Source organism: Blautia sp. DFI.3.45, assembly GCF_020593505.1.
Lineage (GTDB): Bacteria > Bacillota > Clostridia > Lachnospirales > Lachnospiraceae > Blautia_A > Blautia_A wexlerae.
In genome coordinates, this window is sequence record NZ_JAJDMI010000001.1 from 119,084 (window position 1) to 144,398 (window position 25,315).

Annotated in this window: 26 protein-coding genes; 21 read left to right on the forward strand and 5 right to left on the reverse strand. The window is 42.0% G+C overall.

The window, feature by feature from the left end; translation table 11 throughout:
* The first annotated feature begins 2 nt into the window (after window positions 1-2).
* Together atpD and atpC are read left to right on the forward strand one after the other, a co-directional pair.
* Window positions 3-1,400, forward strand: coding sequence for a F0F1 ATP synthase subunit beta (gene atpD, locus LJE09_RS00580; RefSeq protein ID WP_008706999.1), 1,398 nt, complete (start codon window positions 3-5; stop codon window positions 1,398-1,400).
* A 12-nt stretch (window positions 1,401-1,412) separates the two neighbouring features.
* Complete coding sequence (gene atpC, locus LJE09_RS00585) at window positions 1,413-1,826, forward strand: ATP synthase F1 subunit epsilon (protein ID WP_008706997.1); 414 nt, start codon at window positions 1,413-1,415, stop codon at window positions 1,824-1,826.
* Between the two features lie 111 nt (window positions 1,827-1,937).
* Here atpC and LJE09_RS00590 read toward each other — a convergent pair whose 3' ends face one another.
* Together LJE09_RS00590 and bsh are read right to left on the reverse strand one after the other, a co-directional pair.
* Window positions 1,938-3,449 (reverse strand): ATP-binding protein, encoded by a 1,512-nt coding sequence (locus tag LJE09_RS00590; RefSeq protein WP_008706995.1) that lies wholly within the window; start codon window positions 3,447-3,449, stop codon window positions 1,938-1,940.
* A 122-nt stretch (window positions 3,450-3,571) separates the two neighbouring features.
* The gene (gene bsh / locus LJE09_RS00595; protein ID WP_008706993.1) at window positions 3,572-4,549 is read right to left on the reverse strand and encodes a choloylglycine hydrolase; all 978 of its coding nucleotides are present in this window, start codon (window positions 4,547-4,549) and stop codon (window positions 3,572-3,574) included.
* Between the two features lie 269 nt (window positions 4,550-4,818).
* On the opposite strand from bsh, the gene yicI reads away from it, so the two are divergent.
* The 13 genes from yicI (at window position 4,819) to LJE09_RS00660 (ending at window position 17,811) form a co-directional block, all read left to right on the forward strand.
* On the forward strand, window positions 4,819-7,173 hold the full coding sequence (yicI, locus tag LJE09_RS00600; protein ID WP_062807082.1) for an alpha-xylosidase: 2,355 nt from the start codon (window positions 4,819-4,821) through the stop codon (window positions 7,171-7,173).
* 345 nt (window positions 7,174-7,518) lie between these two features.
* Window positions 7,519-8,034 carry a prepilin peptidase gene (locus LJE09_RS00605; RefSeq protein WP_062807119.1) on the forward strand — a complete coding sequence of 172 codons (516 nt, stop codon included), beginning with the start codon at window positions 7,519-7,521 and terminating at the stop codon, window positions 8,032-8,034.
* Window positions 8,031-9,056 carry a hypothetical protein gene (locus LJE09_RS00610; RefSeq protein ID WP_022380463.1) on the forward strand — a complete coding sequence of 342 codons (1,026 nt, stop codon included), beginning with the start codon at window positions 8,031-8,033 and terminating at the stop codon, window positions 9,054-9,056. Before LJE09_RS00605 ends, LJE09_RS00610 begins: the two co-directional genes overlap by 4 nt.
* 35 nt (window positions 9,057-9,091) lie before the next feature.
* Window positions 9,092-10,282: a CpaF family protein gene (locus LJE09_RS00615; RefSeq protein WP_008706987.1), complete on the forward strand. Its 1,191-nt coding sequence runs from the start codon at window positions 9,092-9,094 to the stop codon at window positions 10,280-10,282.
* On the forward strand, window positions 10,279-11,052 hold the full coding sequence (locus LJE09_RS00620) for a type II secretion system F family protein (protein ID WP_008706986.1): 774 nt from the start codon (window positions 10,279-10,281) through the stop codon (window positions 11,050-11,052). Before LJE09_RS00615 ends, LJE09_RS00620 begins: the two co-directional genes overlap by 4 nt.
* An 8-nt stretch (window positions 11,053-11,060) precedes the next feature.
* Window positions 11,061-12,095, forward strand: a complete 1,035-nt coding sequence (locus LJE09_RS00625; RefSeq protein WP_025578558.1) for a type II secretion system F family protein — start codon at window positions 11,061-11,063, stop codon at window positions 12,093-12,095.
* 60 nt (window positions 12,096-12,155) lie between these two features.
* Entirely contained in the window at window positions 12,156-12,356 is a 201-nt protein-coding gene (locus LJE09_RS00630; protein ID WP_020993262.1) for a Flp1 family type IVb pilin, read from the forward strand.
* A 30-nt stretch (window positions 12,357-12,386) separates the two neighbouring features.
* A complete protein-coding gene (locus LJE09_RS00635) occupies window positions 12,387-13,868 on the forward strand; it encodes a DUF5702 domain-containing protein (RefSeq protein ID WP_055199837.1) in 1,482 nt (493 codons plus the stop codon).
* Between the two features lie 24 nt (window positions 13,869-13,892).
* A complete protein-coding gene (locus LJE09_RS00640) occupies window positions 13,893-14,732 on the forward strand; it encodes a TadE family protein (RefSeq protein WP_055199836.1) in 840 nt (279 codons plus the stop codon).
* A gap of 20 nt (window positions 14,733-14,752) precedes the next feature.
* On the forward strand, window positions 14,753-15,178 hold the full coding sequence (locus tag LJE09_RS00645) for a prepilin peptidase (RefSeq protein WP_227194569.1): 426 nt from the start codon (window positions 14,753-14,755) through the stop codon (window positions 15,176-15,178).
* The gene (locus LJE09_RS00650) at window positions 15,175-15,636 is read left to right on the forward strand and encodes a TadE family protein (RefSeq protein WP_025578565.1); all 462 of its coding nucleotides are present in this window, start codon (window positions 15,175-15,177) and stop codon (window positions 15,634-15,636) included. Before LJE09_RS00645 ends, LJE09_RS00650 begins: the two co-directional genes overlap by 4 nt.
* 30 nt (window positions 15,637-15,666) lie before the next feature.
* The gene (locus LJE09_RS00655) at window positions 15,667-17,136 is read left to right on the forward strand and encodes a DUF6382 domain-containing protein (protein WP_165858219.1); all 1,470 of its coding nucleotides are present in this window, start codon (window positions 15,667-15,669) and stop codon (window positions 17,134-17,136) included.
* 84 nt (window positions 17,137-17,220) lie between these two features.
* A complete protein-coding gene (locus LJE09_RS00660) occupies window positions 17,221-17,811 on the forward strand; it encodes a rhomboid family intramembrane serine protease (protein WP_020993258.1) in 591 nt (196 codons plus the stop codon).
* 7 nt (window positions 17,812-17,818) lie between these two features.
* Here the strand turns inward: LJE09_RS00660 and LJE09_RS00665 are convergent, their stop codons facing one another.
* Window positions 17,819-18,502 carry a sensor histidine kinase gene (locus LJE09_RS00665; protein WP_008706975.1) on the reverse strand — a complete coding sequence of 228 codons (684 nt, stop codon included), beginning with the start codon at window positions 18,500-18,502 and terminating at the stop codon, window positions 17,819-17,821.
* 139 nt (window positions 18,503-18,641) lie between these two features.
* On the opposite strand from LJE09_RS00665, the gene LJE09_RS00670 reads away from it, so the two are divergent.
* Both LJE09_RS00670 and LJE09_RS00675 read left to right on the forward strand, forming a co-directional pair.
* Complete coding sequence (locus LJE09_RS00670) at window positions 18,642-19,055, forward strand: HIT family protein (RefSeq protein WP_025578568.1); 414 nt, start codon at window positions 18,642-18,644, stop codon at window positions 19,053-19,055.
* 26 nt (window positions 19,056-19,081) lie between these two features.
* Complete coding sequence (locus LJE09_RS00675) at window positions 19,082-19,615, forward strand: RNA polymerase sigma factor (protein ID WP_008706973.1); 534 nt, start codon at window positions 19,082-19,084, stop codon at window positions 19,613-19,615.
* Here the strand turns inward: LJE09_RS00675 and LJE09_RS00680 are convergent, their stop codons facing one another.
* On the reverse strand, window positions 19,616-20,686 hold the full coding sequence (locus tag LJE09_RS00680) for an undecaprenyldiphospho-muramoylpentapeptide beta-N-acetylglucosaminyltransferase (RefSeq protein WP_008706972.1): 1,071 nt from the start codon (window positions 20,684-20,686) through the stop codon (window positions 19,616-19,618).
* A gap of 168 nt (window positions 20,687-20,854) precedes the next feature.
* On the opposite strand from LJE09_RS00680, the gene LJE09_RS00685 reads away from it, so the two are divergent.
* Window positions 20,855-21,295, forward strand: a complete 441-nt coding sequence (locus tag LJE09_RS00685) for a hypothetical protein (RefSeq protein WP_055199834.1) — start codon at window positions 20,855-20,857, stop codon at window positions 21,293-21,295.
* Between the two features lie 424 nt (window positions 21,296-21,719).
* Entirely contained in the window at window positions 21,720-23,336 is a 1,617-nt protein-coding gene (locus LJE09_RS00690) for an MBL fold metallo-hydrolase RNA specificity domain-containing protein (protein ID WP_055199833.1), read from the forward strand.
* A 149-nt stretch (window positions 23,337-23,485) separates the two neighbouring features.
* Here LJE09_RS00690 and LJE09_RS00695 read toward each other — a convergent pair whose 3' ends face one another.
* A complete protein-coding gene (locus LJE09_RS00695; RefSeq protein WP_008706968.1) occupies window positions 23,486-23,731 on the reverse strand; it encodes a TIGR03905 family TSCPD domain-containing protein in 246 nt (81 codons plus the stop codon).
* 368 nt (window positions 23,732-24,099) lie between these two features.
* Between LJE09_RS00695 and LJE09_RS00700 the strand changes: the two genes are divergently transcribed.
* Window positions 24,100-24,798 (forward strand): 5'-methylthioadenosine/adenosylhomocysteine nucleosidase, encoded by a 699-nt coding sequence (locus LJE09_RS00700; protein ID WP_008706966.1) that lies wholly within the window; start codon window positions 24,100-24,102, stop codon window positions 24,796-24,798.
* A 109-nt stretch (window positions 24,799-24,907) separates the two neighbouring features.
* A complete protein-coding gene (locus LJE09_RS00705) occupies window positions 24,908-25,276 on the forward strand; it encodes a hypothetical protein (protein WP_022379846.1) in 369 nt (122 codons plus the stop codon).
* Window positions 25,277-25,315 lie beyond the last annotated feature (39 nt).

The following is a 25,315-nucleotide window of genomic DNA, read 5'->3' on the forward strand; positions in this document are numbered from 1 at the left end:
CGATGAACAAAGGTAAAATTGTACAGGTTATGGGACCTGTTGTAGACGTTGTTTTTGAAGATGGAAATCTTCCTGAGATCAAGGATGCCCTTGAGGTAGAGAACAACGGTAAAAGATGTGTAATGGAAGTTTCCCATCATCTGGGAAACAATATGGTACGCTGCATTATGCTGAGCGCAAGCGAAGGCTTACAGCGTGACAGAGAAGTCATCGCCACAGGAAGCGGCATTAAGGTTCCTGTAGGTGATAAGACACTGGGACGTTTATTTAACGTACTTGGTGATACAGTAGATGACGGTCCTTCCCTTGAGGGAGAACAGAAATGGGTCATCCACAGAGATCCGCCGGATTTCGAACATCAGAAACCGGCTGTAGAAATCCTGGAAACAGGTATTAAGGTTATCGACCTTCTTGCACCATATGCAAAAGGTGGTAAGATCGGTCTGTTCGGTGGTGCCGGTGTTGGTAAGACAGTCCTGATCCAGGAGCTGATCCAGAACATTGCCACAGAGCATGGCGGATATTCCATTTTCACAGGTGTTGGAGAGCGTTCCCGTGAAGGTAACGACTTATGGTCAGAAATGAAAGAGTCCGGTGTTCTTGAAAAAACAGCCTTAGTGTTCGGACAGATGAACGAGCCACCGGGATCCCGTATGCGTGTTGCTGAAACCGGACTGACAATGGCTGAGTACTTCAGAGATGAGGAACACAGAGATGTGCTTCTTTTCATTGATAATATTTTCCGTTTTGTACAGGCTGGTTCCGAGGTTTCCGCCCTTCTTGGACGTATGCCTTCAGCCGTAGGTTATCAGCCAACACTGGCTACTGAGATGGGTGAACTTCAGGAACGTATCGCTTCTACTAAGGATGGTTCTGTAACATCTGTACAGGCTGTCTATGTACCTGCCGATGACCTGACTGACCCGGCTCCTGCAACTACATTTGCTCATCTGGATGCAACAACCGTTCTTTCCAGAAAGATCGTAGAGCAGGGTATTTATCCGGCCGTTGACCCGCTGGAATCTACTTCCCGTATCCTGGAGCCGGATGTTGTAGGTGAAGAACATTATGAAGTAGCACGTAAAGTACAGGAAATCCTTCAGAAATATAAAGAACTTCAGGACATCATTGCTATTCTTGGTATGGAAGAGCTTTCTGAAGAGGATAAGAGCACTGTATTCCGTGCAAGAAAGATCCAGAAGTTCCTTTCTCAGCCGTTCCATGTAGCTGAGAACTTCACAGGTATCAAGGGTAAATATGTTCCTCTGAAAGAAACCATCCGTGGATTCAAGGCAATCGTTGATGGTGAGATGGATCAGTATCCGGAAAATGCTTTCTTCAATGTTGGTACAATTGAGGATGTCATCGAGAAAGCAAAGACTGAGATGGGTCAGGAATAAGGAGCGGATTTTATGGCAGATACATTTGGTCTTGAGATTTATGCCAGTAATAAGCTGGCGTTTGCAGGACGTGCCAAAACCCTGACAATCCCGGCTGTTGACGGTGAGCAGGCCTTTCTGGCACAGCATGAGAATATTGTTGCTGCTATCATTCCGGGAGAAATGCGTTTCGAGGAAGCTGATGGCACAAAGCATGTTCTGGCTGTGAGCAGTGGGTTTGTGGAGATGATCAATAACCGTGTGAAGCTGTTCTGTCTGACGGCAGAGAGTCCTGAGGAGATTGATATCCGCAGGGCACAGGAAGCGAAGGAGAGAGCAGAAGAGCAGATGAGACAGAAGCAGAGTATTCAGGAGTATCATATGAATCAGTTGGCTCTGTCCAGAGCTATGGCACGACTTAGGGTTACGAGTCATAAAGAAATTTAAAGAAACAAAATATATCAATAAAAAGCATCTTTGGATGGTCTGATGAAGGCTTTCCGTAGATGCTTTTATTGCTTTGTACCATGTTCTGACTTATTTCTTGGCTGGTGAAAATTATTTTTGCAGAGTCCATTTTCTGTTTGAATTATTTCCAATTGGAGATACATCAGGTATTTCTTTTAAAATAGCCCGGGTTCGCGGAAGACTTAATCCAATATATTCAGCAATATCACTGGTTTTTGAGATATTGTTTTTAGATAAATACTCTCTGATTTTTTCTATATTTTCCAAAGTTTTTTGGTTTTGTTTTTTATGACAGGATTTATTCGCTTGTTTTTTATCGCTTGTTTTTATCGCTTGTTTTTTATCGCTTGTTTTTATCGCTTGTTTTTTATCGAAGCTAAGAATCAGAAGAGTTCTATCTGGATCAAATTGTTCTTCTATAACTGGTTCAACCCAGCCTTGATCCTCCCATGTGTTAAAAATGTTGGGTACTCCGCTGCCGGCACGCTCGCCGATATTGATCAGATTAAACATTTTCATGAGTACTTTGTTGCGAGGATCAGAAATTCCCCCTTTTTTCATTTGTTGTTTTCCTGTTCTGGAATATCCTGGATTTTCAAATACTATTCTGTCAGCTTCTTTTCGGACTACAATGCCTCGAACACCATAAAAGTCTGCATTTATCAAACAGTTTGCGAGGGCTTCCCTCAATGCTTCATGTACGGGAGTATCATCAATACGGTTTCCATCGATTGTTTTAAAAGGTACCTTGATATCTTTAACAAGTTTATTATATACTCGGAAGTAAAAATCACATATATTACCGGACCATTCACCGGAACTTGACTGTAAGCGATCGGTCCAGCGTATAGTTGGATCCAGAATTTCACGATAATCTAAAAAATATTCAGGGAAATGTCGTACAATGTTATATTCATCTCCAAACATTAGCATTCCTGCAGCTGTTGGATGAAGGCATTTATCAATATTGGAAATGGCAGCAGCTCCTATGCTGCGTAAATATTCAGAATCATTTAAACGGCCAAATGGATGTGCAGGTTTAAGGGCTCGATGTCTGTTGCGATATCCCTGAATGGTTTCATAATTTAGGTCGCTTATTGGAACATCATCCAGTACATCCATATCCATAGTGTTGTCTGTCTGGTCGCGGAGCATGGCTTTCACCTGAAGTTTGGTACAATGATAGTCTCCTTCGTGATTTCTTCGAAATGTTCCGCCAAATATATCATCATTAATATACACAGGTTTTTGTTCTCTGTTTGCCATAGGAACATAAATCACGATGATAGTATCTTCATCCTTCTCATATATCTCTACATCCTGATCAGATAGAAGATTTACGTTGACCTTTTTTCGATTATTGATTGTATCCCAGAAATGTTTTAACAGCTTGTCCCTGTCTGTACTTTTTAAACCTGTAGTTCTCCAGGTTCCATCTTTGTTTTCGGCAACTCCCAGAATAATTACGCCGCCATAACAATTTGCAAAAGCAGAGTAAGTCTCCCATAAAGAAGAAGGAAGGCCGCCATTTGCTTTTTTTACTTCGCGCCGGTTATCTTCTTTATATAAGTTGAACTTTGTAATATCAAAAAAATGTACCATTGTTATTACCTCTTTTTGAAACCAATAATTTGTCTTTATTATACCGTACAGAACTGAAAAATGGCAATGGCTATAATTAAAGAATATTTGTCGAAATTGCCACAGGTATAGAGTGCTTCACATTAATTCTGGAAACAGATATTCTGTTTTGCGAGTACAGGATATCGGATTAGGACTGTTGTATCCAGATTTTCACGATGCATATCGACAGCATTGATCTGATGATTTTCATAGGTGGTATAATAATAAATTCCCTTTGTTGTGTTGCAGCAGGAAGTGTAGAGAGTGATCTCATATTTGCCTTTTGCTACTTCGCAGCAGCCACGCTGTTGATCTACGGAGCCGAGGATGTGGAAGAACTGGCTGACGCTTTCGAGTTCGGAGTCGCCGGATCTGGAGTTCATTTTTGTGAAGGCAACTTTGGCAAAGCGGGAGGCGGAGGAAAGGTCTCCCGGGAGGCCGAGGGCGCCCATACCGCGGCTGTAGGATTGGAGTTCTAATCCTGGAGCGAAGGTGTTTTCTGGTTGGCGAGGGGAGAGAGACTGGTAGTTGTTAAGCTGGAACATCTGCTGTGGGAAGGGTGGGTTATTGGTTAGTACCCCTACAGGATTTTCGTAGATATGGAGGCCGTCCTGCATGGATTCGATAACGAGGCAGCCGGAAGCATCTGCGAGGATCCAGTGGAGCTGAGCACATGGGAAGTTCTCACTGAACTGTGTGTTGGTGAGATTCATAGTTGAGAGTCTCTGGCGGGCTTCTTTTAAGGTGGCACACTGGCTGAGAATCCATGGGATGAATTCGAACTGGGCTACGTTTTCTTTGTCCGATACTGGTTCTGCATAGACTGCATTTCCTACGAAATTCAGACCTGCCATGCCGAGACCTTTTTCATTAATGGCATCATAGTAGAGTGGATAGTCTCCGGCCACATGAGCCATTCCGATGATGGCATAGTGAGAGTCAGGGGCTTTATCAGAATGACGGAAATGGAATGGGTAGTTTCGTGGTGTGATGGTGATTTCATCACCGTAGGAAAATTCATAATCAAGGGTTCTGCCGAAATAGAAATCTTTTGTTTTATAAGTTGCTGCTGTGCACATATTTTCTTACCTCCTGGTGCCAAAATAGATATACTTGTAGAACGTGTATATTTTGAAGAATATTACCACAATCTTTTGTTTTTATGCAATATACAGATTTTGTTTTTTGCACAGATAAAATTTGGGTTATATTGCTGGTAAGAAAAAAAATCATGATGTATACTGGTATCAGATAACTATTCAGCAGTCCGTTATCCCGCAAGGTACTGAAAGAGTTTCAATTTCGGAAAATAAGCAAATCATAAGATTAAAAGCAAGGAGGATCAGGAATGAAGTTCACAGAAGGTTACTGGGAGAAAAATGAACGCGCAAACGCATCCTATGCGATGCAGGCTTTTACTGCGGAAGCAATTCCGGGAGGAATGAGAATTGTTTCTCCATTCCGCCAGATCACAGACAGAGGCGGTGCTCTGGATGTTGGAACTATCACTACAGAATTTATTTCTGTACGTAAAGATATCATAAGTGTAAGAAGTTATCATTATGAAGGTTATGTAAAAGGTGAGCCAAGGTATGAGCTGAATGAGGATCCACAGGAAACAGAGGTTGAGATTACAGAAGATGAAGCTGTGATGAAAGCCGGAAGAATGACAGTAAGAGTGGACTTGAAAGACTTTAAGATTACATATGAAGCAGACGGAAAAGTTCTCACAAACATCGGATTCCGCAATCTTGGCTATATGCAATATGACAGAGCTACGCTGACAAAATTCCCGGAACCGAACTATATGGCAGCACAGTATCAGCCATATATGGTGACAGAGCTTTCTCTTGCACCTGGAGAATGTGTATATGGTCTGGGTGAGAGATTTACAGCGTTTGTAAAGAACGGTCAGGTTGTTGATATCTGGAATGAAGATGGCGGTACAGCTTCTCAGATTTCTTATAAAAATATTCCATTCTATGTAACAAGCAAACATTATGGCGTATTCGTAGACCACAGTGATCATGTTTCCTTCGAAGTTGCAAGTGAAAAGGTTGAGAATGTGGGATTCTCTGTGAAAGGTGAAGAGATCAGATATCATATTATTTACGGAGATGACATTAAGGGTGTAATTGAGAACTACACAGATCTTACAGGAAAACCGGCATTGCCGCCTGCATGGTCCTTTGGATTATGGCTTTCCACATCCTTTACAACAAACTATGATGAAGAGACGACCAATTCCTTTATCCAGGGAATGGCAGACAGAGATATTCCATTGAGTGTATTCCATTTTGACTGCTTCTGGATGAAAGAGTTCCACTGGTGTGATTTTGAATGGGATTCCAGAATCTTCCCGGATGTACCGGGAATGCTGAAACGTTATAAGGATAAAGGACTTAAGATCTGTGTATGGATTAATCCATATATTGCACAGGGAACTAACTTCTTTAAAGAGGGTCTGAAGAACGGATACCTGGTACAGCGTGCAGACGGAAGAGGAATCAAGCAAATCGACAACTGGCAGCCTGGCATGGGCCTGGTTGACTTTACAAATCCGGATGCAGTGAAGTGGTATCAGAATAAGCTGAAAACTTTGCTTGATATGGGTGTTGACTGTTTCAAGACAGACTTTGGCGAGAGAATTCCGGTCGATGTGAAATATTATGACGGTTCAGATCCGGTTTCTATGCATAATTATTATACGTACCTTTACAACAAGGCAGTATTTGATCTGCTGAAGGAAGTAAAAGGTGAAGGTGAAGCAATCCTTTTTGCAAGAAGTGCGACAGCAGGCGGACAGCAGTTCCCGGTTCACTGGGGCGGTGACTGTTCTGCAACCTATGCCTCCATGGCTGAGAGCTTAAGAGGTGGTCTGTCCTTTACTTTATCAGGATTTTCCTTCTGGAGTCATGATATGGGCGGATTTGAAATGACAGCAGCACCGGATGTATACAAACGCTGGCTGCAGTTTGGTCTTCTTTCCACACACAGCCGTCTCCATGGTTCCAAGAGTTATCGTGTACCGTGGCTGTTTGATGAAGAAGCTGTAGATGTATGCCGTAAGTTTACAAAGCTGAAATTAAGATTACTCCCATATCTGTATTCTATGGCCGTAAAATCACACAAGACAGGTATTCCGTCCATGCGTGCAATGATCATGGAATTTAACGATGATCCTGCAACCAAATATCTGGATATGCAGTATATGTTAGGTGACAGTATTCTGGTTGCACCAATCTTCAACAAAGAAGGTCATGCAGAATATTATCTGCCGGCAGGAAAATGGACTCATCTTTTAAGCGGAGAAGTCAAAGAAGGCGGAAGATGGTATGAAGAAGATTATGATTTTTTTTCACTGCCTGTATTTGTAAGAGAGAATACTCTGCTTCCGATTGGTGCTGTAGATACTACCGTTGATTATGAACTGGAGAAAGATGTACAGATTCAGGTTTATGAAGTAAATGAAACTGCATCCTGTGAGGTAGTGACGCGTAAAGGAGAGACAGCTTTTACAGTAAAAGCTGTAAGAGAGGGAAATAAACTCACTCTGGAAGCTTCAGCAGAAAATGGAGGTATGACCTATCTGCTGAGAAATATTCATGAAATAGCCGATGTTACTGGTGGAAGCATAGTGAAAGATACAGAAAATGGTATTATCATTGTACCGGAAGGATGCAGACAGGAAATCGAACTCTAATTGACAGGTGCATGATATTCTTTCTGTGAAGTGCATTATAGCCGGGTTTATGTTACTGTTCAATTTGTTCTCAGTAATACACTTCGCATAGTATATTTCGGGATAGCAGCGTGTGGACAGGTAACAAGTTTATAAATATTTTAGAAATTCGACAAAAAATAGGACTGGACAAATGGATTGTCCGGTCCTATAATAATACTCACCAGAGTTCTTCTGGTGATTCAATCCCGTCAGTTCGGCGGTTAATTCCACTTTTATTTTTTTAAAATACCAAAGAAGAGACAGACTGTTTCCTATTGTATGAACAGTATCGAAACAGTTGCGAAAAATATAAGACTGGAGGTGATGCAATATGCATTTTTTCACCTTTTTCCTGTAACGGTTGCCGGAACTGCCATGATCATGGATATCCGTACAGCAAAAGTTGATAACGGATGGATTATTTTTTCCATGTCTGTGGGACTGTTTGTCTGTATATGGCAAAAGAATATTACGGGAATTGGATTTTTTATAATGGGAAGCGTAATGCCGTTATTTCTTATGATCCTCTTTGCTTTTGGGATGATAGGTGCCGGAGATATTAAATTATTCTGCGCACTGGGAGGGATAATGGGCTGTGAATCTATCATAAAATGCATCTTTATTTCTTTTCTGACAGGTGCAGGTATTTCTGCCGCACTTCTGATCTTTAACCACAATTTCTGTGAACGTATCCTTTATTTTATTGAATATGTGAAATGTACAGTCGGTACGGGAAAGATTAGTTCCTATCGGAGAAAAAATATTGCTGCTCCTGAAAATTTCCATTTTACGATTCCTGTTTTTATAAGTGTGTTGTTATATGCAGGAGGTATCTATTGAAAAGAAATATTTTTGCAGTATGCGATCTGGAAGTGGATTATGCGTTGAACTTTATGGACTATATGAATCGGAAGAAGAATATTCCCTTTGAGATACAGGCATTTACATCTGTAGAGAACCTGATCGCCTATGGGAAACAAACACATATAGAGTTGCTGTTGATCTCCGGGCGGGCTATGTGCCGGGAAGTCCGGGATCTGGATATCGGGAAGATCATCATTTTGTCGGAAGGGGTACACCCTCCGGAACTTGACCAGTATCCAAGTGTGTATAAATATCAGTCTTCTTCTGATGTTCTCCGGGAAGTGATGGCATGTTATGGCGCCGAAAAAAAGACAGTGGCAGATCAGATTGCTGTATTAAAAAAGACAACAGAAATTATTGGAATATTTTCACCTCTGGGACGTTGTCTGAAAACCTCTTTTGCATTGACACTTGGACAGATACTTGCCAAAGAACGAGCCGTTCTTTATCTGAATATGGAAGAATATTCCGGATTTGAAGAATTGATGGGAAAAGGTTTTGCCCACAATCTGAGTGATCTTCTTTATTATGTGAGACAGGATAACCAGAATCTTCTCTATAAGATGAACAGTATGATACAGACGATCAATAATCTGGATTATGTTCCACCTGTGCAGATGCCGGCAGATATCCGTACAACAGCCTGGCAGGACTGGGAACGGCTTTTTCAGATGCTTATACTTGACAGTTCTTATGAAGTGATTGTGCTGGATATTGGATGTGGGATTGATGAAAATTTCCAGCTGCTGGATATGTGTAAGAAGATTTATATGCCTGTATTGTCTGATGCTGTTTCACAGTGTAAGATTGCGCAGTTTGAGAATCTGGTCCGAATCTGGGATTATCCTCAGATTCTGGAAAAGACGGAAAAGATAAATCCACCGTTTCATATGGCAACCTGTCTGTCACCTGCGTATGTTGAACAGCTGATGTGGAGTGAACTGGGAGATTATGTGCGGAACCTTCTGAGGAAAGAAAGCCAGAAAAAAGAAAATTAAAAAAGTTCCGGAAAGATGCTGTAAAGGGAAAAAGGATGAACAAAGATGTATTTAGAAAGCTGCGGCAGATGCTGATGGAAGAACTGGATCTGTCCAGAGAATTATCGGATAAAGAAATCCTTGATGTGATTGATGAGCTGATTCTGAACCAGATAAAAGATGTCCGTCTTGCGCTGAAAGAAAAGGTACAGCTTCGTCAGGAACTGTTTTATTCTGTCCGCAAACTGGATGTGCTTCAGGAACTGGTGGATGATGAGACAGTGACTGAGATCATGGTAAACGGGCCGGATACTATTTTTGTAGAACGGGCCGGCAAGCTTATGAAATGGCATAAAAGTTTTACTTCTGCTGAGAAACTGGAGGATGTGATCCAGCAGATTGTTGGCAAATGTAATCGTGTGATCAATGAATCCATGCCGATCGTGGATGCAAGGCTGGAAAATGGTTCCAGGGTAAATGCTGTAATTTATCCGGTTGCATTAAATGGTCCGATTCTCACTATAAGGCGTTTTCCTGAACACCCCATTACAATGGAAAAGCTGATCGCACTGGGAAGTATCACACAGGAATGTGCAGAATTTCTGGAGAAGCTTGTGAAGGCCAGATATTCCATGGTCATAGGAGGCGGAACCGGAAGCGGAAAGACGACATTTCTTGCAGCAATGTCGGAATATATCCCCAGGGACGAAAGACTGATCACAATAGAAGATAATGCAGAACTTCGCATCAGGGGAATTGACAATCTGGTCCGGCTGGAAGCAAAGATGGCAAACATGGAAGGAGCAGTTTCTGTTACGATCAGAGATCTGATCAAATCTGCATTACGAATGCGTCCGGACAGAATCATAGTGGGAGAAGTCCGTGGCGGAGAGGCAATGGATATGCTTCAGGCATTGAATACAGGGCATGAAGGGTCGCTGTCTACTGCCCATGCCAATTCTGCCAGGGATATGTTATCCAGACTGGAAACAATGGTTCTGATGGGCGTTGATCTTCCATTGGAAGCAATCAGAAGACAGATTGCTTCCGGAGTGGATATTCTGGTACATCTGGGAAGAATGAGGGATAAATCAAGGAAATTGCTGGAAGTAACTGAGGTGTGTGGCTTTGAAAATGGAGAAATCCGTATCCGGCCGCTGTATCAATGGCAGGAAGGGAAAGGTCTTGTAAAGACAGCATCCCTCCTCCATGTGGAAAAACTGGAAAGAGCGGGGATTGAACTATGAAAGGGAAAGAAAAAGAACAGCTTTATCAGAAACGTAATTATGATCATTATCGTTTTTCTATGAAAGAACTTCTGAAATATATGGGACAGGCACTGGCGTTGTGCATAATGGCAGATTATCTTTTTTACAAAAGTAAATGGGTGTTGCTTCTTATGCTTCCCGTTCCTGTGTTTTATCTGAAATGGCAGAAAAATCGTATGATCAGGGAAAGACGGAAGAATCTGAATTATCAGTTTAAGGATGCACTTACTTCGCTGAGTGTTGCGGTTCAGGCCGGATATTCGGTGGAAAGCGCGGTAAAAACCTGTGTCAGAGATTTGGAGAGACTCTACGGAAAGGGAACGGATATTGTGGAGGAATTTCGCTATATTGAAAGCCAGCAGCATATCAGTGTTCCGCTGGAAGAGCTGTTTCTGGATCTTGGAGAAAGAAGTCAGATAGAAGATATCGAAAATTTTGCCTCTGTATTTTATACAGCCAAGCGTACAGGTGGTGATATGAACCGGGTAATTCAGAAGGTGTCTCGTATGCTTGGAGATAAGATTGACGTTAAAAAAGAGATAGAGGCTACACTGGCAGCAAAGAAGTCAGAACAGATGATCATGAGTCTTATGCCTGTGGGAATTATCCTGTACTTGCAGATGACTTCACCGGGCTTCTTAAGTGTTCTTTATGGAAATCCCTTTGGAATTGCAGCAATGAGTATCTGTCTTGTCATTTATGCTGCGGCATACTGGCTTGGCAGAAGGATTGTAGATATTGAGGTGTGACAGTACAAATGTGGATACATGTTGTCATTTTTGTTATGATCCTGTGTGCACTGACCGGCTGGAAAAAAGGATGGATTCCATCTTCCGGAATCGGAGGGAAGGATGGTATCAGACTTTTTGCGGTAGTAGCGATAGCCGGAAATCTGCTGGGCATGATCCTTACTTTGCAAAACGGTGGACAGGTGTATCCTCAGGGATACCGTCTGGAAAAGGAGGATACAGGATCATATGAGAAGGAATTTATGGTATCCGTTGACGGAGAAGAACCGGTCTCCATGTACATTCAGGTACCGGAGAAGGAACTGGAAGAGCAGGAGGAAGAACCGAAACAGAATAAGAAGCTGACCAGAAAAGAACAGGCACAAAAAAGTATTGCAGAGGCAGTATCCCGGTATAACGAGCAGCGCAGTGATCCGGATTATTATTATCTTCCGGATAAGCTGAATGGAAAAAAGGTAAAATGGGAAAGTCCGGCAGACACTTCCGGAATGCTTCTGACAGGACTGTTTCTTATTGCGGCAATGGCAATTCTTGTGATGAAAGGGAGAGAAGAACAGGTTCAGCTTCAGAAACGGTATGAAGAACTTCTTATGGATTATCCGGGACTGATCATGAAATTTACACTTCTGGTTCAGGCCGGGATGACTGTAAGAAAGGCATTCCAGAAAATTTCTCTGGATTATGGAAGAAAGAGAAAGCGGAATCCAAGACCTGCGTATGAAGAGATACGGATTGTCTGCTATGAGATGGAAAGCGGAGTTTCTGAAAGTGAAGCATACAGAAGATTTGGAGAAAGATGTGGTCAGGCAAAGTATAAAACATTTGCCACGCTTCTTATCCAGAATCTCCAGAAGGGCAGCAGACAGATGGCTGATATGCTTGAAAGAGAATCAACCGAAGCATGGGAAGAACGAAAGAGAAAAGCACGTGTTCTTGGAGAGGCTGCAGCCACAAAACTTTTGGTGCCGATGATCATGATGCTTATTGTCGTTATGGCAATTGTCATGATTCCTGCTTTTATGTCTTTCTACGGAGAAACATGATAAGGTGCTGCAGTAAATTCTGTGCAGCGTAAAGGGTGCTTTTGGATATGGAGGGAAAAAATGGGACAATTGATAAGACAGATAAAAAAGAAAAACGGACTGATACGAAGATTCGCAGAGGAAGAAGACGCTGTAGGTGTTGTGGAGATCATTCTGATTCTTGTAGTCCTGATCGGGCTTGTCATTATTTTCAAAGAGCAGCTGACCGAACTGGTGCAGAGCATTCTTTCAAAGATCGCCAAACAGAGTAATTCTATTTAAGATGAAAAGAGAAGGAGGTGTACTTCCTGTATGAAATATTGCGGAAAGGAAAGAGGAAGCATTACATTATTTCTTGCATTAATACTCAGTCTGCTTTTGTCTCTTGTATGTACAAGTATAGAATCTGTATGTATGGCATCGGCCAGAACCCAAATACTCAACAGTATGGATATCGGACTTTATTCTGTATTTGGACAGTATGACAGGAAACTTCTTGAGGAATATGATCTGTTTGCGCTGGATGGTTCCATGGGAGGCGGGCAGCTTAATCTCGCAAAGATCTGCGATAATCTGGAATCCTATATGAAACCGGTGTTAAAGCAGAACAGTCAGAAACTTGAACTGCATCAGAGCGGACTTACCGGTTACCGGCTTCTGACAGATGAGTGCGGAGAGGTTTTTTATCAGCAGATTGTGCAGTATATGCAGGAAACTCTTGGAAGTCAGGGGGTACAGCTCCTTCTCAACAAAATGTCTGATCGAGAGAGAAAAACAGAAGAGGCGGATCTGAAAGCGAAACAGGCGGAGACAGGAGGCTCCATCGACAGATATGATTCAGAAATGAATCAGGCTTCTCAGAAAAGCCGGCAGGCAGCACAGGAAGCTGAAAACAGGCAGCAACAGGAAGGACAAATATCAACCCAGCCAGCACCGACGCAGCCACAGGCTGACAATCCCATCAGTATTATAAAAAGAATTATGAAAATGGGAATACTGGAGCTGGTTTTGCCACCCGGACGGGAAATTTCCACCCGGACAGTCAGCAAAGACACAATGGTTTCGGGAAGACAGCTGCAACAGGGAATGGAGATGCCGGACGGAGTGACAGCAGATAGCAGTTATACTTCCGGGGTTTTGTTTCAGCAGTATCTGATGAATCATCTGGGAAATTACACAGATCCGTCAAAAGAAAGTCTTGCATATCAGATGGAATATGTTTTTGGAGGAAGAGACAATGATATAGATAACCTTAAATCTGTGGCATCAAAGCTCTTGTTCATCAGAGAAGGCGTAAACTTTGCATGTTTGATGGCAGATAATGTAAAAAGAACAGAGGCACAGGCACTCGCTGCAGCCATTGCGTCGGGATTTCTGGTTCCTCCGGCAGCGGTAGTGATAGAGTCTGCATTGCTTTTATGCTGGGCATTTGCGGAGAGCGTACTGGATGTGAGAGAACTTTTTGCAGGAGGGAAGATTCCCCTTGTAAAAACTTCCGCAGACTGGCAGATTTCGCTGTCTAATCTTTCAAGTCTGATGGAAGGACTGGATTCCATGCGGAAAAACAATGAACATGGATTGTCCTATGAGGATTACCTTCAGGTTCTGATATTGCCTGTTTCAAAGGAAAAGAAAGTGATGAGAGCTATGGATATGATCGAAGATGCGATAAGAAAGAAAGGCAGGGCAAATTTTTATATGGATTCCTGTGTTGTAGCTCTGGAGGCATTTGCGGAGGTAAAAGCAAACAGGAAAAAGGAATTTCAGGTGATACGTCAGTATTGTTATGAATGAATTGCTGAAAAGAGGTGTGAAAAGATGCTTTTACAGAAAGAAAAACAAAGCATTGAAGAAATCGGAAAAAAAGATAAAAAAATTTATGAAAGGAGAAAAGTCTCTCTAAGCAATATTTACGATCTTTTATTCCCCCAAAAGAGTCGGAAATATTTTCGGACAAATGCAAAAGAACATATTGGAGAAGTTCCTTCTGTAAAAGTATCTTTCTGCACCTCTTTTCGGGGAAAGATTAAGAAGGGAAGTCTGGCAGTAGAAACAGCACTTGTACTGCCGCTGTTCTTCCTGGGAATGGTTACGCTGATTTCGTTTATGGATATATATAAATTGCAGACGGAACATCTGACTGCATTGTGTACGAAGGCAAAACAGGCGGGAATGTATGCGTATCTTCCGGGTGGGGACAGTGTTGATGATATTACGCTGCCGGATATCTACACGTATAAACCCTTTGGTGGACTGATACCTCTTCCGGATGTTGGAGTTTATAACCATGTAAAAGTCCATGCATGGACAGGAACCGAATTTCCTGACAATGAAGGAGAGCAGGGAGAAACAGAACCGATGGTTTATGTAACTGCCTCGGGCAGTGTGTACCATAAAAATCCGGGCTGCAGCTATCTGAATGTTTCATTAAAACAAATTCCCGGAAGTTCCGCAAAATCTGCATCCAATAAGTACGGGGAGCATTATTCAGCCTGTGAAATCTGCAGCAGGAATCAGAATCCGGCAGGAGTGGTATATGTTACGGAACAGGGAAACAGATACCATAATCTGGAGTCCTGCAGTGGGCTGAAACGTTCGGTAAGACTGGTAAAAGCTTCCTCTGTTTCGGAAATGGGAGCATGTAGCAGGTGTGGCTGAATTTTGCCGGAGAGATGTATATGGAGATGAATGGTGTAAAAGAAATATGTGTACTTGGATTTCTGGGAATAAATTCATGGATAGATATCAGAAAAAAGCAGGTTGCTCTTCTGCTGATCATAATATTTGCAGTCTGCGGAACTGTGTGGACAATATATAGCAGAAGAAATGTTCCGGAGGTTCTTATGTGCGTGGGGACAGGTTTTCTCTTTGTGCTGATCAGCATCCTTACAGAAGGTGCTGTGGGAATGGGCGATGGCTGGCTGCTTATGGCACTGGGGACAGTGCTGTACCCGGAAGAATTTTTTTCAACACTTTTTATGGGAATGATCTGCAGTGCAGTATGGTCCGGCATCATGATGATGGGATTTTGCAGAAAGGGAAGTACGGAAATACCGTTTGTGCCATTTCTGCTGGCAGGATATCTGGGAGGATTTTTGATATGAAAGATAATTTTTGTATAACAAATGAATACAGTATAATTCGTAAGGGAAGTTTTACAATCGAGACTGCCTGTGTCATGCCGTTGATCCTGCTGGTGTTGATGGGACTTATCTATCTGAGCTTTTTTGTACATAACAGGGCATGGCTGACAGCGGCAGCTTATGAATCGGCAGTAAGCGGGAGCATGGAAGGGATTAAGAAAAACGGAGAAATATATGATACTGCAAGGATGCGCAGTGAGGAGCTGGGGAGTATTGGCTTTTTCGGGGCGGAGAATTTAGGTACCCAGACAAATGTGGGAAAAGAAGTGCAGGTAACCTATGACCTGGACACGATCTCGTCGTATGGCAATCTGAGCTGGCATTTGAGGACAGAAGGGAAATCCGCAGTGATAAATCCGGTGAAACATATCCGCAGACTGCGGGCGGCGCAGGCGGTACTGAGAGAAATGGGGGAATAGAATAGTATGCGGACAGAATATAAGAGGGATATGAATCATAATTATCTCATTGTCTATGGTGAGAATGAGATCAATACAGATTCCTATCAGGTAAGGATGCTTGCGGGAAATGTGATTCCCTCTCTTCTGAAGTGCAGGATACAGGGGATGGATGGCAGATTTCTTATCTATTTTGATATTACTTCGAAACAGGCGGTGAATGTGCTGTATGAAGAAAAGAAGATGGGAGTTGAAGATCTCAGGCTTATTTTCGGTGGTTTTGTAAAGGCTATGGAAGATGCGGCGGAATATCTGATCAATCCCGGACAGTTTATAATGTTGCCGGAATATATTTATACAGATATTGAAAAAAGACAGATTTATTTCTGTATGATGCCCGGATATGAGAAGGATATTAAAGAACAGTTTCAGCTTCTGACAGAATATATTCTGCCGAAAATAGACCATCAGGATCAGGATGCGGTAATCCTTGGATATGGAGTATATAAAAGAGCAATGGAAGACAGTTTTCATCTGGAGCATATTAAAGAAGAATTATATAAAACTCAGAGTTCAGATGTAAATGGGGAGAAGAAAGAAAAAATAAATGCAAAAAAGACAGAGCAGGAGATGGAGTTTGCAGAAGAAGAGACTTTCCCGGAAGATAATGAAAACCGGAATGAATTTGTAAGAGAAGGAGAAGATTCAAAAGAACCCGGCCGACTGAACCCGGTCGGTGTTATTGTGCCGGCTGCTGTTCTGATCTGTGGACTGGCAGCTGCTATCCTGAAGGGATATCTGCCACATGTGGAAATGGAAACCATACTTGGTGTAATTGTTATAGCTATAGCGGGTATCATGCTGGGCCTGCGTATTATAAAGACAAAAAAAGTTTTGCATCTCCCGGAACAGGCGTATGCATCAGGAGAAACAGTGAGACACATAGAAAAAATAAGAAATATGCCATCATGGAATAAAACAGAAAAGAAAACATCAGGGAAAAGATCAGGATGGAAAGAAGCAGAAGGAAAAGTGTCAGGGCAGAAATGGGAGGACAGATTATATGAAAACCTGTCCCAGACAGTGGAGAGAAATCAGCAAACAAATCAGAGTCAGCCGGTGAATGGGCAGAAAATGTCAGACTGTGGACAAAAAACTTCCAAATCATCCCGGATACATATGGACTATGGTGAAACAGTAGTACTATCTGCCGGAACAGTAAGCGGACCTGCAAGTCTGGTGAGCAAAGAACCGGGAGAACTGGCGACCATTTATCTTAATGAAGATCTGACTGTGATCGGAAAGCTGGAAACTGCCTGTGATGCGGTGGTCAGCCTGCCTACCGTAAGCCGTATCCATGCAAAAATACGAAAAAAAGAAGAAAACTATTTCCTTAGTGATATGAATTCCAGAAACGGAACGTCTGTAAATGGAAGATTACTTCGTCCGGATGAGGAATATCAGCTTGAACCGGAAGATGAAGTGGATTTTGCACAGGCAAGATATATATTTCTGGAATAAATGTTTTTACAAAATACAGGAGGTCTGCTACAATTAGTAATGGTACATTGTTTTTGAGATAAAGAAACAGAAAAGAGGTAAAACTTGGAAGAACTGAAAAAGGCACCGGTTACAGTGCTTCTCATTCTGGCGAATATTCTTGTTTTTACTGCAGTGGAATTTACCGGAGGATCAGAGGATACCATGCATATGCTTCAGTGCGGAGCGGCATATACTCCCGCCATTATGCAGGGAGAATACTATAGGATCTTTACAAGTATGTTCCTTCATTTTGGACCGCAGCATCTTGGAAATAACATGCTGGTACTGTTTGTGCTTGGAGGCAGACTGGAGCGTACAGTTGGAAAACTGAAATATCTGCTGATCTATCTTCTGGGAGGAATGGGTGGAAATCTGCTGTGTCTGTTCCTGGAACTGGACAGTGCGGATTTTGCAGTTTCAGCAGGTGCATCCGGTGCAGTGTTTGCTGTGATGGGTGCAATGATCTATGCTGTGATCAGGGGCAGAGGTCATATTGAAGATCTTTCTGCCAGACAGGTAGTGATCATGGCTGCTTTTTCGCTTTATTTTGGTTTTACAAGCGAAGGGGTGGACAATGCGGCACATGTAGGCGGTCTTATCTGTGGATTCCTGCTTGCAGTTCTGCTTTATCATCCTTCGCAGCGTGCAGGATAACCGACCTTTATTCAGGGGATGCCGGCAGATAAATATAAAAGGCAGAACCCTGACCGGGAGTGCTGGAAACCCTGATCTGACCATGGTGTGCAGAGATGATTTCTGCTGTTACTGCAAGCCCGAGACCGGTTCCTTCCGGTTTATATGTAATGAAGGGATGAAAGATATTCTCAGTCTGCTTATGCGTCATACCACATCCGTTATCTTTAATACAGATGCAGATGCCGGAATCTGCAGGGGTGAGATTTACAATAATCTTTCCGCCTGGCTGATCGATGGCTTCACAGGAATTTTTGATCAGGTTAAATATGACCTGACGCATTTTTATCCGGTCAAGAAAAACAGGTGAAGAAGTATGTTCCACATGTATTTCCAGCCGGATTCCCAGATAGTCCAGAGTGTTTTTCTGACAGGATAAAACAGTGGTCAGAAATTCCGCGGGATTTACGGGAACAAGAGTAACTGTCTGCGCATGGCTGAAGTCAGAGAGTTCTTTCAGCAGTTCTTTTACATATTCAAGGTTATCCATAAGACTGTCCCATTGTCTGTAACTGCACAGTTCCGGGTGAGAGGAAGCCATCAACTGAAGTTCACTGTTGATCAGCGTGACCGGATTACGGATTTCATGTGAAAGTCTGGATAAAAGAAAACGAAAATCTTTTTCTGATTGTTTTGTTATTTCAATCTGCATATTATCACCTCAGGAAAAGTGTATCATTGTGAACTTTCAGCCGCAACTGATTTCGTCCTGAAAAATTCGCAATAAAACGACAAGTATTACTGATTATTGCAAATCAAAATCTTGAATTTTAAGAAAGAAGGATTTAAAGATGGAAAATTGTATTTTTTGTAAAATCGCTAATGGAGAGATTCCTGCTGCAACACTTTATGAGGATGAGAATTTCAGGGTAATTCTTGACCTGGGCCCGGCGAGTAAGGGACATGCGCTGATCCTTCCGAAATCGCATGCTGCCAATATTTATGAATTATCGGATGAAATGGCTGCAAAGGCAATGATTCTTGCAAAGAAAATGGCGACAGCAATGACAGCAGCACTGAAATGTGACGGATTTAATATTGTACAGAATAATGGCGAGTGTGCAGGGCAGACAGTATTTCATTTTCATATGCATCTGATTCCGAGATATAAAGGAGATCAGGTGGGAATCACATGGCACCCGGGTGAACTCAGTGATGCAGATAAAGAAGAAATCCTGTTAAAAGTAAAGGAGCAGCTGTCCTGATATTCTGATACAGCACATTGCAAAAGATGGAGAATATAGATTTTGTAAGTATCTACAGGAAATACCGCTCTCGGGCGTTCAATATTGGAAAATTTATCCTTGGCGATGAAGACGAAGCAGAAGATGTCTGTCAGGATGTATTTGAGACTTTGTTTCATATGGGCCGGAGTGTGGATTTTTCAGATGAAAAGAAACTGGAGAATCTGATTGTCAGAATCAGCTACCATAAGGCATCCGATCATCGCAAAAAGGCCTTCAGGAAATATGAATATGCGAACTCAGATGCGATTCTGGAAATGACAGATATGCGGGTAAGAAAAGGTAATCGTGTAGATGAGATTGTTCTGAATCTGGAGGCAGCAGGATACCTGCAGTCGATATTTGAAAAACTGAGAGAAAAGAACAGGACAAATTATGAAATCTATGTCAGTGTAACGTTATATGACATACCAACGCGTCTCGTTGCCAGACATTATCATATCACAGAAAATAATGTGAATAACAGAGTCATGAGGACGAGACGCTGGCTTGCCAGGGAATATAAGAAAATAACCCGGTGATTACTGTTTATTTACGCAGTCTTCGATCAGCCCGGTGATTTTTTCAATAGAATTCATATGACTGCTTTCTGACATGGCATGAACATAGGACTCTCTGTTCTGGTACAGTTCTCGGATTGCGTTTAAAAGTGTGCTTTCTGTAATCTCTTCTTCCTCAAGTACCATGCTGAATCCCTGACGTTCAAATGAACGTGCATTGAGAATCTGGTCACCGCGGCTGGCATTTGCAGAAAGCGGGATCAGAAGATTGGGTTTTTTTAAAGCATTCAGTTCACAGATTGCATTGGCACCTGCGCGGGAGATAACGATATCAGACAGAGCAAACAGATCGGCAAGCTCCTGTTTAATATATTCATACTGTACATATCCTTTTGTGTCTTTGAGACTTTCATCCATTTTTCCCTTACCACACAGGTGGATAACCTGAAACTCTTTTAAAAGTTCCGGAAGGATTTTGCGGATATTTTCATTGACAGATGCAGCACCAAGACTTCCGCCGATCACCATAAGAACCGGTTTGTCATCTGTGAAACCACAGAATTCGCGGGCTGCCTCTTTACTTCCGTTTAATAATTCCTGACGGATAGGAGTACCTGTAAGTACTGCTTTGTCAGCAGGAAGACTTTTTACAGTCTCAGGGAAGTTACAGCATACTTTTGTGGCAGATGGAATGCAGATCTTATTTGCAAGTCCGGGAGTCATATCTGATTCATGAATGATGGTAGGAATTTTACGTCGACCGGCAGCGATTACAACCGGGACAGTCACGAAGCCACCCTTGGAGAAAACCACATCTGGTTTTAATTGTTTCAATAATTTTTTGGCCTCACCGAATCCTTTCAGTACACGAAATGGATCTGTGAAGTTTTTCAGATCAAAATAACGTCTCAGCTTTCCGGATGAGATTCCGTAATAAGGAATATTCATTTCTTCAATAAGCTTTTTTTCGATTCCATCGTAGGATCCGATATAGGAAATTTCGTATCCAAGCTCCTTAAGGCGTGGGATCAGAGCAATATTCGGAGTCACATGTCCGGCTGTGCCGCCGCCGGTGAGCACAATATGTTTCATAGAGATTCCTCCTGTTTTATTCTGAATAGTTACAACAATTCTATAAAAGACTGCAGGGAATATGTGAAATCCTGCGAAAATGTCCGGATTCATTATTTTATGGAATTGCTATACGTTACTATTTAATATGAACCCAGGGGGAGAAATTGTCAAGGAAAGTTAAATATTATGAAGAACAAAACAGATATACAGACAAAAAATCAGCAGATAGACAAAATACTTCAAGAGCAGTATGATGTGGAAACCAAAATACTTGAATCCGCATTGCTGAACGTAGCAGGCAAAACCTCATGGGATGAATTTCCGGAAGAATCCGAGGAGAAGATCCGGGCGGGGTATGATCGGCTGATCACCCGACTGAGAGAAACAGGGGATTTCAATGAAGCAGCCAGGGCTGAAAAGACAGGAAGCACCGGGGCGGCAAAGGAAAAACTTGAAAGTCTTGAGTATGACGGGAACAGGACTCACAGAATCCTGAAATCTGCAGCTGCCGCAGTGGCAGTAGTTATGTTGACTGCGCTGGTGGGAATGACTGCTATAGCTGACTATCGATATCCGGATAAAAATACGCAGACATATCAGAAGACATCCGTTTTTGAAAAAAAATAAAAAAATTTTATTTTTTTGTGTGATATTTGCCGATTTGATTCGCATAGTATATGTAATGAAAGTTTGCGAAGCAGAAATCCGGCATTTTATTCTTCGGATAAGTGTGCGGATCAAAGGCTCGGAACAAAACGTTATATATTTATGCACTGACCGACAGAGAATCATTAAAATATCGGCAAATTTTTAAAATTCTTACGTGGCAGATGCAAAGAAAGGCAGGAACAGTCGAAAAAAACTGTTTCTGCTTTTTGTTTTCAGAAAAGATATTGTTAATTTGTTTCATTGTAGTGTATAATTAATACAATATAGAAGGATCATAAAAGCAGTAAAAAGTTGCCGGGTTAAACAGGCAAAATGCAGCAAAACAATTGGGGATATCAAAAAGATTCCGAGAGTACATCAAAATCTGAAGGGAGGTTTTTATATGAAGATTACATTTATCGGGGCAACTCATGAGGTTACGGGATCCTGTTATTATCTGGAGGCAGCAGGTCACAAGTTTCTTGTAGACTGCGGAATGGAGCAGGGACCGGATTATTATGAAAATGCAGAAATACCAGTGGCTTTGGGAGAGATAGAATTTGTTCTTCTGACACATGCACATATAGATCACTCAGGTAATCTTCCGGCTATTTATGCAAAGGGGTTCAGGGGACCGGTATATGCCACAGATGCCACCAGCCATTTATGCGATATTATGCTCAGAGACAGTGCGCACATTCAGATGTTTGAAGCAGAATGGAGAAACCGTAAAGGCAGACGACAGGGCAAACCGGAATTTGTTCCGGCTTATACAATGGAAGATGCCATGGGAGTGATCAGAAACTTTGTGGGATGCCCGTACAATAAGATGATCACTCCTGCAGAGGGAATCTCAGCCCGGTTTATTGATGCAGGCCATTTGCTGGGCTCTGCAAGTATTGAGCTGACGATCAGGGAGGAGGATACAGAGAAAAAGATTGTATTCTCCGGAGATATTGGAAATACCTGCCAGCCCTTGATCAAGGATCCTGAGTATCTGCACCATGCAGATTATATAGTTATGGAATCCACTTACGGTGACCGCAGTCATGGAGAAAAGCCTGATTATGTGAAACTGTTGTCAGAAATCATCCAGGAAACCTTTGACAGAGGAGGAAATCTTGTGATTCCTTCTTTTGCAGTGGGACGTACGCAGGAAATGCTGTACTTTATCAGACAGATCAAGGCAGACGGACTGGTGTATGGACATGACGGATTTAAAGTATATGTGGACAGTCCTCTTGCAAATGAAGCTACCACGATTTTCTCGGAGCATCAGTATGACTGTTTTGATGAAGAAGCGATGGAACTGATCCAAAAGGGAATTAATCCAATCAGTTTCCCTGGATTGAAGGTTTCCGTCACCAGTGATGATTCGAAGTCGATCAATTATGATGAGGAGCCCAAGGTAATCATTTCAGCCAGTGGTATGTGTGATGCAGGCCGTATCAAGCACCATCTGAAACATAATCTGTGGAATGAGAAGAATACGATTCTTTTTGTAGGATATCAGGCGGTCGGTACTCTTGGAAGAGCACTGATCGAGGGGGCTGCAGATGTGAAACTGTTTGGTGAACCTGTTCATGTGGCAGCGCATATCTGCCAGATGCCGGGAATCAGCGGTCATGCGGATGTGAATGGCCTTTTAGACTGGGCGAAGGCATTTGAGGAGAAACCGCAGAAAGTCTTTGTTACTCATGGAGATGATACAGTTACAGAGATTTTTGCAAAACGTCTGACAGATGAACTGGGGTATGATACAATGGCTCCGTTCAGCGGTACGGTTTATGATCTGGCAGACGATGTATGTCTGTATGAGGCAAAGGGTGTGAAAATCCAGAAAGCATCTGCATCACCGAAGGCAACAAGAGCAGCCAGAGCCTTCGAGAAACTTCTGGCACTTGGTTACAGGCTTATTACGGTTATCAGGAAAAATGAAGGAACGCCGAATAAAGATCTGGAAAGATTTTCAAGAGATGTTCAGTCCCTGTGTGATAAATGGGACAGGACAGATATGTAAATTAAAAAAATATCCCACGAAACTTTATCTATAGCAATCTTTGTAAATAATATATTGATTCAATTTACATTATTTAAGAGGCTTGCTATAGTTTTCGTGGGATATTTTATATGGTCACCTGCGTAACTGTTCAGTATTTCCACAGTTGTTTATTTGTTCAGAACTTCCTCCAGTGCAGTGGAAAGCTGATCCGGACATGAGGTATTCTTAAATCCGCATTTGATTCCTTTTAATCTGCTGATCACTTCCTCTGCATCCATTCCCTCTACAAGACTGGCTACACCCTGGGTATTTCCGCTGCATCCGCCGATGAAACGGACATTGTGGACTTTCTTATTGTCATCTACTTCAAATTCAATATGGCTGGCGCAGACACCTTTTGTTTTATACGTCATGATATGTTTCCTCCTGTGTGAAAAAATGTAACTATAAATGCTGCTGTTCATATACCACTACGTTACTGTTTACTTCGTTCTCAGTAACGTAGCCAAAATTTATTCCAGATTGCCTGCGGCAATGGAATTTTGGCTTGTATGTCTCGGGATTTTGGCATATTCATGCCAAAACACCTCGCGGAATAGTGATATGTGAACAGTAACATAAAATAGCAATTGTATTATAACAGAGGATAAAAAAAGTTTCCATATAAATAAAGTTTTGCTATAATAAAGAAATGTCAGGAACATTTGTCACTGTTTACACATCTGAACCTGATACCATGAAAATGAAAAATTACAATATACAAAGAAGAGGTGTTTTAATAATGAAATGTATCGGAATTATCGGAGCAATGGAACAGGAAGTTGCAAAAATCAAGGAAAAAATGCAGGATGTCACAATTACATCCAGAGCCCGTATGGATTTCTATGAGGGAACTCTGGAAGGAAAGAAAGTAGTTGTTGTACGCTCAGGAATCGGAAAAGTAAACGCAGGTATGTGCACACAGATCCTTGCAGATGTATTTGGTGTGGAAGCGGTGATCAATACAGGAATTGCAGGAAGTCTGAATAATGATGTAAATATTGGGGATATTGTTCTTTCCACAGATGTTTTGCATCATGATATGGATGCAATCGGCTTCGGATATAAGAAAGGTCAGATTCCGCAGATGGATGAATTTTCCTTCCCTGCTGATGAAAAACTTCGTAAACTGGCTGCAAAAGTATGTAAAGAAGTAAATCCTGAGATCAGTGTATTTGAAGGAAGAATCTGTTCCGGAGATCAGTTTATCTCAGATAAGAGCGTTAAAGATGCCATCATTTCAGAATTTGGCGGATTTGCAGTAGAGATGGAAGGTGCTGCTATCGGTCAGGCTGCTTATCTGAACCATATTCCATTCCTTGTAGTAAGAGCAATCTCTGATAAGGCAGACGGAAGTGCTCACATGGATTACGCTGAGTTTGAGATGGCGGCAATTGAACACAGTGTCAAATTAACTGTAAGAATGATCCAGGAATTGTAATCTGCAAGAAGCAGATGAAATAAAGCGGCACGTGAACTGTATTTCGGCACAGTCTGCAGAACTTTGCATATACTGAAATAGACAATCGAAAAGAATGCAGGATCGTACGATGTATCTGAAAGAATATTTTCCGTTTTATACCACATATGCAAATCCTCTTCTGTATGAAGGAGAACGGATGCAGGATAAAGAATTTAACCTGATGAAATCCTATTATCCGGGGACTGTACAGCATATTCAGGAGAAAATAGAAGAGGAATGTGATCTCATGGATTATGAGGGAAGCCGCCTTTATGATGAATATCCGGATAAATATATGATTTATCATTTAAGCTGCAAGATCAGGGAGAGTATGGAACCGGAAATAAGCACTCAGGCTATCAGGGAGGATTTTCTGGATGAACTGATACAGGTAATGCTTTGTCAGGAAATATCCAGAAGAAGATGCCGCAGATATCGCTGCAGGAGATACTTTTAAAACAGATTGTAATTGTTCGGGAAATCGGTTTGCTGGTAC